This is a genomic window from Gammaproteobacteria bacterium (assembly GCA_029882975.1).
Lineage (GTDB): Bacteria > Pseudomonadota > Gammaproteobacteria > SZUA-152 > SZUA-152 > JAJDNG01.
Window position 1 is genome coordinate 75382 of sequence record JAOUJW010000023.1, and the last position, 9288, is coordinate 84669.

At 50.3% G+C, this 9288-nt stretch carries 6 protein-coding genes; 5 read left to right on the forward strand and 1 reads right to left on the reverse strand.

Features of this window, described 5'->3' with window-relative positions; translation table 11 throughout:
• Position 1: 1 nt before the first annotated feature.
• The 5 genes from OEY58_15925 (at position 2) to OEY58_15945 (ending at position 8295) form a co-directional block, all read left to right on the forward strand.
• Positions 2-2494 carry an acyl-CoA dehydrogenase gene (locus OEY58_15925; protein ID MDH5326946.1) on the forward strand — a complete coding sequence of 831 codons (2493 nt, stop codon included), beginning with the start codon at positions 2-4 and terminating at the stop codon, positions 2492-2494.
• Positions 2495-3949 carry an acetyl-CoA C-acetyltransferase gene (locus OEY58_15930; GenBank protein MDH5326947.1) on the forward strand — a complete coding sequence of 485 codons (1455 nt, stop codon included), beginning with the start codon at positions 2495-2497 and terminating at the stop codon, positions 3947-3949.
• Positions 3950-3955: 6 nt separating this feature from the next.
• Positions 3956-5977 carry a 3-hydroxyacyl-CoA dehydrogenase NAD-binding domain-containing protein gene (locus OEY58_15935; protein ID MDH5326948.1) on the forward strand — a complete coding sequence of 674 codons (2022 nt, stop codon included), beginning with the start codon at positions 3956-3958 and terminating at the stop codon, positions 5975-5977.
• Between the two features lie 64 nt (positions 5978-6041).
• Positions 6042-7844, forward strand: coding sequence for a long-chain fatty acid--CoA ligase (locus OEY58_15940; GenBank protein MDH5326949.1), 1803 nt, complete (start codon positions 6042-6044; stop codon positions 7842-7844).
• Positions 7845-7947: 103 nt separating this feature from the next.
• Positions 7948-8295, forward strand: a complete 348-nt coding sequence (locus OEY58_15945) for an acyl-CoA thioesterase (GenBank protein MDH5326950.1) — start codon at positions 7948-7950, stop codon at positions 8293-8295.
• Positions 8296-8324: 29 nt separating this feature from the next.
• Here the strand turns inward: OEY58_15945 and OEY58_15950 are convergent, their stop codons facing one another.
• Positions 8325-9011: a class I SAM-dependent methyltransferase gene (locus tag OEY58_15950; protein ID MDH5326951.1), complete on the reverse strand. Its 687-nt coding sequence runs from the start codon at positions 9009-9011 to the stop codon at positions 8325-8327.
• Between the last annotated feature and the right edge of the window lie 277 nt (positions 9012-9288).

Genomic DNA, 9288 nt, shown 5'->3' on the forward strand with positions numbered 1-9288 from the left:
CATGCAAACATTAATCTGGTTATTAATTTTCCTGGGTGTGTTCTGGTCAATCTTCTATTTTCGCGTGTCACTGCTTTTGGGTACAGGCATTGTCGCGCTAACACTGGTGGCGTGGGGCAAGCTGGCGGCACCCGGTGTGTTTTGGCAAATATTGGCCTGGGGCACTTTTTTAACTCCCGCTGTCGTATTAAACGTTACCGCTCTACGACGACAATGGATTACGGGGATGGCTTTGCAGGCTTTCAAGAAGGTCATTCCCACTATGTCGCAAACCGAAAAGGAAGCCTTGGAAGCCGGCAGTGTATGGTGGGATGGCGAGCTGTTCAGCGGAAATCCCCAATGGCAGCGCTTGCTGCAAACACCCAAACCCCAACTGAGCTCGGAAGAACAGGGGTTTCTGGATGGCCCGGTGCAGCAATTGTGTGAAATGATCGATGACTGGAAAGTGACCCATGAGGACCACGATCTACCCGAACCCATTTGGCAATTTATTAAGGACAATGGTTTTTTCGGTATGATCATACCAAAGAGCTATGGTGGACTGGAGTTTTCCGCCCTGGCTCATTCCAGCGTGGTGGTAAAGATCTCCACGCGTTCCATCACTGCTGCCGTGACGGTCATGGTGCCCAATTCCTTAGGCCCGGCTGAATTGCTGTTACGCTATGGTACTCAGGAGCAAAAGAACCATTACTTACCTCGCCTGGCCAAAGGCCAGGAAGTTCCCTGTTTTGCGCTCACTTCCCCGGAAGCCGGTTCCGATGCCGCGTCTATGGTGGACAATGGCATTGTTTGTCGCAGTGATTTTGAAGGCAAGAAAGATGTGCTGGGTATACGCCTCAACTGGAGTAAACGTTATATTACCCTGGGGCCGGTGGCAACCGTATTGGGATTGGCCTTTAAGCTGTACGATCCTGAACATTTACTGGGCGAGACCGAAAATCTCGGTATAACCTGCGCCTTGATCCCCACTAATACCCCCGGGGTTAAAATCGGAAATCGCCATTTCCCCTTGGATATGGCCTTTCAAAATGGTCCCAATGAAGGCAAAGATGTGTTCATCCCCATGGATTGGATCATTGGCGGCCAATCCCAAGTGGGCAACGGCTGGCGCATGTTAATGGAATGTCTGGCAGCAGGTCGTTCCATTTCTTTACCTGCCTTAAGCACCGGTGCCGGCAAACTATCCAGCCGCGCCACCGGCGCCTATGCACGCATTCGGCAACAATTTAAAACCGCCATTGGAAATTTTGAAGGAGTGGAAGAACCTCTCGCGCGTATTGGTGGCTATACCTATATGCTGGATGCCGCTCGCACCTTAACCACATCGGCATTGGATCAGGGTGAAAGCCCCTCGGTTATTTCGGCCATCGTAAAATACAACTTTACTGAAACCATGCGCACTGTGTGTAATGATGCAATGGACATACAAGGCGGCAGCGGGATTTGCCTGGGACCGCGCAATTGGCTGGGGCGCATCTACCAATCCATCCCCATCAGCATCACTGTGGAAGGGGCCAATATTCTCACCCGAAGCCTGATTATCTTTGGTCAAGGCGCCATTCGCTGCCATCCTTATGTGCTAAAGGAAATGCTGGCCACCAAAGAGCCGGACGAACAGAAAGCCTTGGAAGACTTTGATGATGCTTTTACCCGTCACGTGGGTTTTAGTGTCAGCAACGCCTCTCGAAGCCTGTTTCTGGGCTTGACCAATGCCCGTTTCGCCAAAGCACCGGTTAGCGGCCCCACCGCCGTGTATTACCGTCAGCTAAGCCGTATGAGCAGTGCCTTCGCCTTTTTGTCCGACATGTCCATGCTGATTATGGGTGGCGACTTAAAACGCAAGGAAAAATTATCCGGTCGTCTGGCGGATATTTTAAGCCACCTTTACCTGGCCTCTGCGACATTGAAACGCTTTGAGGATGACGGCCAACCGGCACAAGACCTGCCCTTAGTACAATGGAGCTGCGAGAACTCCTTGCGGGTTATGCAACAAAGCATGGATAAGTTTCTCAACAACTTCCCCATTCCGGTAGTGGCGTGGGTCTTACGCCGCATTGTTTTGCCATTAGGCAAAAAATATTCGGGCCCCTCCGATCGGTTGGGACATAAAGTAGCCAAATTGCTGCAAAGGCCATCACCCACGCGAGACCGTTTAACCGCTGGTATATTCTTACCCAATAACCTGGATAAACATATTCATACCGAACCTCTGGCACGACTGGAATATGCGCTAAACTGTGTCATAGAAGCTGAAGATGCTGATAAACGCTTGCGCAAAGCCATACGCTCCGGACAAGTCACACAAACCGAACGCGGTGATCAAATCGATGCCGCAGTGGAATTGGAACTGTTATCCAAGGATGATGCCCAATTGCTTAACAAAGCTGATACCGCTCGCCGTGACGTCATCTGGGTGGATGATTTTGAGCCAGAATATTTTCAGCGCAACAATGACAGCAGTGAGCCACCATTATCCGCGAAGGAGTGTGCCTAAATGACAACCAGTAAGACCGCTGTCCACGACGTTTATGTCGTGGACGGTAGCCGTTCGCCCTTTTTAAAAGCCAAGGGGAAACCCGGACCGTTCACTGCAGCTAATATTGCTGTATCCGCTGCACGCCCCTTATTGGCGCGCATGCCTTTTTCACCATCGGATATTGATGAAGTCATTGCCGGTTGCGTCATGCCCGGCCCGGATGAAGCCAACATTGCCCGCGTTGTGGCATTGCGCCTGGGCTGCGATGAGCATGTTCCGGCCTGGACGGTACAACGCAACTGCGCCTCCGGCCTGCAAGCACTGGACTGCGCCGCAACCAATATTGCCACGGGTCGCTCCGGCCTGGTACTGGCCGGTGGTATCGAGTCCATGAGCCATGCCCCGGTGCTATTGGCCGAAGCCATGGTGGCCTGGTTAGGCGATTGGTACCGAATCAAATCACTGGGAGGCAGGCTCAAAGCACTGGGACAATTACGCCCCGCCTATTTTAAACCCATCATCGCCTTGTTGCGCGGCCTCACCGATCCGGTGGTCGGTTTGTCCATGGGACAAACCGCCGAAGTTTTGGCACACCGTTTTAACATCAATCGAGAGGCCATGGACAGTTACGCCGCTCGTAGCCATGCCCGTTTGGCTGCGGCACAAGATCAAGGATTTCTGGGCGAAATCGAAACCATCTACGATACCTCCGGTAAATTTTATAAAGACGATGATGGCCTGCGTCGCGATTCCTCGGTGGAACAGCTGGCCAAGTTAAAACCGGTATTCGACCGCCCCTTTGGCGATGTTACCGCCGGCAATAGTGCTCAAGTCACCGACGGTTCTGCCTGGCTGGTATTGGCCAATGCAGAAAATGTGGAGAAGTTCAACCTACCCGTACTGGGTAAAATCCTAGACAGCGAGTGGGCCGGGCTGGATCCGTCACAAATGGGCTTAGGCCCCGTGCATGCCATGACCCCGATTTTACAGCGTCGTAAAATGAAATTAAGCGATGTGGATTACTGGGAGATTAATGAAGCCTTTGCCGCACAAGTACTGGCCAACCTGGAAGCCTGGAAAGAAGACAAGTACTGCAGCGAGCAATTGGGCTTAACCAAACCCATGGGCGAATTGGATCAAGAACGGCTTAATGTGGATGGTGGCGGCGTTAGCATTGGTCACCCTGTTGGTGCCAGTGGCGCACGTATCGTCCTGCATTTATTGCATGTTCTCAAACGCAACAACGCCAAAACCGGAATGGCCAGCTTATGTATTGGTGGTGGCCAAGGTGGTGCCATGCTGCTGGAAAGCTGTTCCGGCGTGGGACCCGCCGAAAAGCCCAAAGCCGCGGTTAAAAAGAAAAAGGCTAAACCGAAAACGGCAAAGACAGAACCGGCTGCAGAAGCCTCCGCTGAAGATAACAGCAGCACAGCGGACACACTGAAAACTGAGGATAATATCGCAAAGGAGTAAAGCCCGGTGGCCAACAACTATAAACACTGGCATTTGGAAACAGATTCAGACGGCATCGCTTGGTTACACGCAGACAAAGAGGACAGCAGCACCAACACTTTATCTGAGGACATGCTCAAGGAGCTGGAGACTATTGTCGATCACCTGGAAACCACCACGCCCAAGGGTCTGGTAATACTTTCCGATAAAAGCAACGGTTTTGTTGCAGGTGCGGATATCAAGCAATTCACTATCATAAAAAATCAGGAGCAGGCAGCGGAATTTATTCGCCTGGGCCAGGGGATTTATAACCGCATCGAAAAACTGCGCTTCCCTACGGTTTGTTTGATCCACGGATTTTGTATGGGCGGCGGCACAGAGTTGGCCATGGCCTGTCGCTATCGCATCGCTGACAACGATCCAAAAACCAAAATCGGCTTACCGGAAATTCAACTGGGTATCTTTCCTGCGTTTGGAGGCGCCACGCGTCTACCCCATTTAGTGGGCGCTCCTTCTGCCATGGACCTCATGTTGTCAGGTCGCGCAATTAGTGCCGGTGCAGCAAGGAAAATCGGCTTAGTGGACTATGCGGTGCCCAACCGTGACATGAAAAAGGGGGCTCGCAATATTGTCTTAAACCGCCCGTCTAAGACAAAACTTCCCTTGTGGAAGAAACTCACCAACCACAGCCTGATACGTCCCTGGTTAGCCAAAATATTGCGCAAAAAAGTTGCCGCCCGTGCCCGGCAGGAGCACTACCCCGCCCCATATGAACTCATCGATCTATGGGTTAAACATGCAGACAACCGCCAACGCATGCTGCAAGGAGAGGAGCAGGCTGTTTCCAAACTGGTTCTGGGTGAAACAGCACAAAACCTGATCCGGGTGTTTTTCCTGCAGGAAAAACTTAAATCCGTGGGGGACAAATCCTTATTCACCCCCAAACGGGTACACGTTATCGGTGCCGGCGTCATGGGCGCGGATATTGCCGCGTGGTGTGCTTTGCAGGGCATGACCGTTACTGTGCAAGACCGCAAAGAAGAGCACCTGGCCAAAGTCCTGCAAAAAGCCTACAAGTTATATAGCAAAAAATTGAAAAAACCCTTATTAGTGCAGGCGGCCATGGATCGCTTGGTACCGGATATGAACGGCTTGGGCTTGGCACATGCCGATGTGGTTATTGAAGCCATCTTTGAAAACCTGGAAGCCAAGCATGCCCTGCTAAAAGAAGTCGAAGCAGTGATCAAGCCCGATGCTTTGTTGGCCACAAACACATCCAGCATACCCATCGAAACCTTGGCGCAGGTGTTAAAAGATCCTTCCCGCTTGGTGGGCATACACTTTTTTAATCCAGTAGCCAAAATGTTGTTGGTGGAAATTGTGAACGGCACCACCACCAGCGCGGACGCCACTGCCAAAGCTGCCGCGTTTACGCGCCACATCAGCCGCTTACCCCTACCCACGAAAAGCGCACCGGGCTTTCTGGTCAATCGAGTACTCATGCCGTATTTAGTGGAAGCGGTGGTGATGGAATCCGAAGGCATCCCTGGACCGGTCATCGATAAAGCTGCTGTGGGTTTTGGCATGCCGATGGGCCCCATTGCACTGGCGGACACCGTTGGTTTGGATATTTGTTTATCCGTTGCCCAAATCTTGTCCGAAAAACTGGACCTGGAAGTCCCGCCACGACTGAAACAACTGGTGGACTCCGGGCATTTGGGCATAAAAAGTGGCCGTGGTTTTTATAAATACAAGAACGGTAAAAAGGAGAAATCCGAACAAAGCGGCAGCAGTCATAGCATAAAAGATATACAGGACCGCATGATTTTACGCATGGTTAATGAAGTAGTGGCTTGCCTGCGCGAACAGATTGTAGATAATGCTGATTTAATAGACGCCGGAATCATATTCGGTACAGGCTTTGCGCCGTTCCGTGGGGGACCGCTGCATTTCCGTGACAAGCAAGGGGTGGAAAAACTGCGTGAGCGCTTGCAAGAACTGCAACAAAAACACGGCGAGCGTTTTAAAGCGGATGCGGGCTGGAGCTAAACACTGACCCAAACTGTAACACACGGAAACCTTAGGATTTCCAACAACAAAATAAGAGTGAACCATGAGCACCAATAAGATTGTAATTGCACCTGATGAATCCGTTACCCTGTGTGGTTTGTTTAAAGAAAGAGTGAAACGTTCCGGCTCGTCTGAAGCCTACCGTTACTTCGACAAAGAAAAAAACCGCTGGTTGAGCCACACCTGGTTGGAAGCTGCCTCCCAGGTAGCCCGCTTGCAAGTAGCATTGACTAATGACGGCATGAAACCCGGCGATAAAGTGGCCATCATGTTGCGCAACTCACCCGAATGGGTGTTTTTCGAGCAAGCCGCTTTGGGATTAGGCTTGGTTGTGGTTCCTCTGTACACCAACGATCGTGCCGACAATATTTCTTACGTGCTCCAGGATGCCGGTGTAAAAATCCTGCTCATCGAAGGTCACGAGCAGTTGGCCGCTTTATCCGAAATTGCTTCGCAAATGGATGGCCTGATTCGCCTGCTCTCCCTGCGTCCCTGCGCCGAATACAACAAGTTCAATCGTTTAATGACCTTGTCTGAATGGACCAAAAACATTCCTAAAGACGTGGACCACAGCCAACTGCAGACTTATGCCGGTAACACACGTGACTTGGCCACCATTGTTTACACTTCCGGCACCACTGGAAGACCTAAAGGGGTGATGTTGTGCCATGAGAACATACTCAACAACGCCTATACTTCCGGCTGGATTGCCATTCAAACCTATCCCACGGATTTGTTTTTATCTTTTCTTCCGTTATCGCACATGTTGGAGCGCATGGCCGGATACTATATCCCTATGACTACCGGCGGCACTGTAGCCTATGCCCGCTCCGTACCGGACTTACCTGAAGACTTACTAACGGTCAGGCCCACGGTATTGATATCCGTACCCCGCATTTACGAACGAATTGCCAATAAAATCAGCTTGCAATTGGAACAGAAATCCAATTTCGCACGCAATCTGTTTTTGAAAGCCGTAGACACAGGCTGGGAGCGATTTCAAAACCCCGGCGCTTTCTCTTTGAGCTGGCCGCTGTTAAAACTGTTAATAGCCAATAAAGTCATGGCCAAACTCGGTGGGCGCTTACGTTTAGCCATTTGTGGTGGCGCTCCATTATCACCCAGTGTCGCCAAAACTTTTATAGGACTTGGCCTGAACCTGGTCCAAGGCTATGGTCTCACCGAAACCAGTCCGGTTATCGCCGTTAACAAAATTGAAGACAACGATCCCGCCAGTGTGGGCTTACCCTTACGCGATGTGGAAGTTAAAATTGCCGATACCGGCGAGTTACTCACCAAAGGCCCCCATGTCATGTTGGGCTATTGGAACAATCAAACGGCCACCGACGACACCATTGACAGCGACGGCTGGTTGCACACCGGCGACAAAGCCAAAATCGAAAATGAAAAAGTCTACATTACCGGTCGCATCAAAGAGATTATTGTGCTTTCTAATGGTGAAAAAGTACCACCCAGCGACATGGAACTGGCCATTTGTATGGACCCCCTGTTTGAGCAAGTGATGGTTGTCGGCGAACAAAAACCGTATTTGACCGCCGTTATCGTGCTTAATGAAGAACAATGGGGCAGATTATGCCGCGGTAATCAATTGGACAGTCAGGATCAAAACACATTGCACAGCGATCAAGTGATGCAAATTATCTTGGGCAGAGTAAAAGCTAAAATCGCCGCCTTTCCCGGCTATGCTCAAATTAATCGCATTGCTTTATCAACACGCGCCTGGTCCGTGGAAAACGGTCTAATAACCCCCACGCTGAAACTCAAACGCAATAAAATCATGGAGTTTCATGAAAGTGATATAAACGCCTTGTATGAAGGCCACTAAGCTAAGTTGAAGAGAGTCCGCGAAGAAAGTTCATGAATAAAGATTCATAAGCCAAGGAAGCGAAAACGTGAACCCTGACACCCTGCCACAGGAGCAACCCACCATGCGCCTGCTGGCTCGCCCTACGGACACCAACTCCTCAGGAGATATTTTCGGTGGTTGGATCATGTCACAAGTGGATCTGGCCGGGTCTGTGGTCGCCTCGCGTCGTGCCAACGGACGAGTGGTCACGGTAGCGGTCAACTCCTTTCACTTCAAAAAGCCTGTATTCGTAGGCGACTTGATTAGCTGTTACGCCCGCATAGAAAAAGTAGGCAACACTTCCATTAACGTATTGGTGGAAGTTTTTGCCGAGCGTAACCTGGGTAATGAGTGCATTAAAGTCACAGAAGCGACATTAACTTATGTCGCTGTGGACCAACAACGCCAGCCCAGGCCGGTGGATTCATAGCCTAATAAGAACAAAGCAAGCTCCACACATCACAACAAATTGGAGCGGACACGCAACATTTGATTTCCACCTTTTTGAAACTCGTATTCCACCGACACCACTTCCGCATTGTACCCTTGTGTTCGCAGCTCACTAAGCAAAGGTTCTAGGTACACTGAATCCTGCAAGTTTAAGGCTTTTAAAGGGAATACGCGCACTTCGGGCGCGATGCGCAACAACTCCTGAAGTGCTTTACGGTGAAATTCCAGATCGAAATGTTCCGAATACAAAAATAAAAAATGAGAACACAGGGCCAAATCGAATTCTCCGTCTGCAATCGGTAATTGCGGTAACTCCCCTTGCACATAGCGAGAACCGTTATGGTTGGCGAAATCCGCTATAAACAAACGCGTTGCTTCCACACGGTTGTTTCGCAAATCCTGGAATGACTTGTGGTAAGACCAAACCCAATTCTCCGGGGTCGCTTCGATTTGGCCGATAATATTATCCAAGGCCTCATTGAACTTGGCTTCAATGTCCGCTGCACTGAAGGCATACACCGGATCCACGGAGGTCACCTGTCCGCCCTTAGCCGTCAACTCGGCATTAAAACTGGCAGGCCCGTCGGCTACGCCCACCATTTTTTTGCCTAGGTCGACCTCGTCCAAACTGAACATTTTTTTATATTCATCTAGAGAACGACCGAAGGGAACTACGTTTTCTAACTTCATACTCAAAATCAATCTCTCCGCTGCACGAGTAAATAATTGCGTATTAGAGAACCGCGTATGCGAAATATAAACATAAAAAAGCCGCCCCCACAAATTCCGCTACAGGCACGATTGTCGATTGGATTTAGCTTGAATTGGTGCAACGTAATCCGACAGGGAGTTATAGTCAAATCTGGTGTACGCGACCATGATCAGGCAGCGCTCCTTTGACGTTTAACTGTTTGTTTCTTTACTCCATCTACAAATCTTACATCGTTAATCACTTCGGCTAAAAGTGAAAACC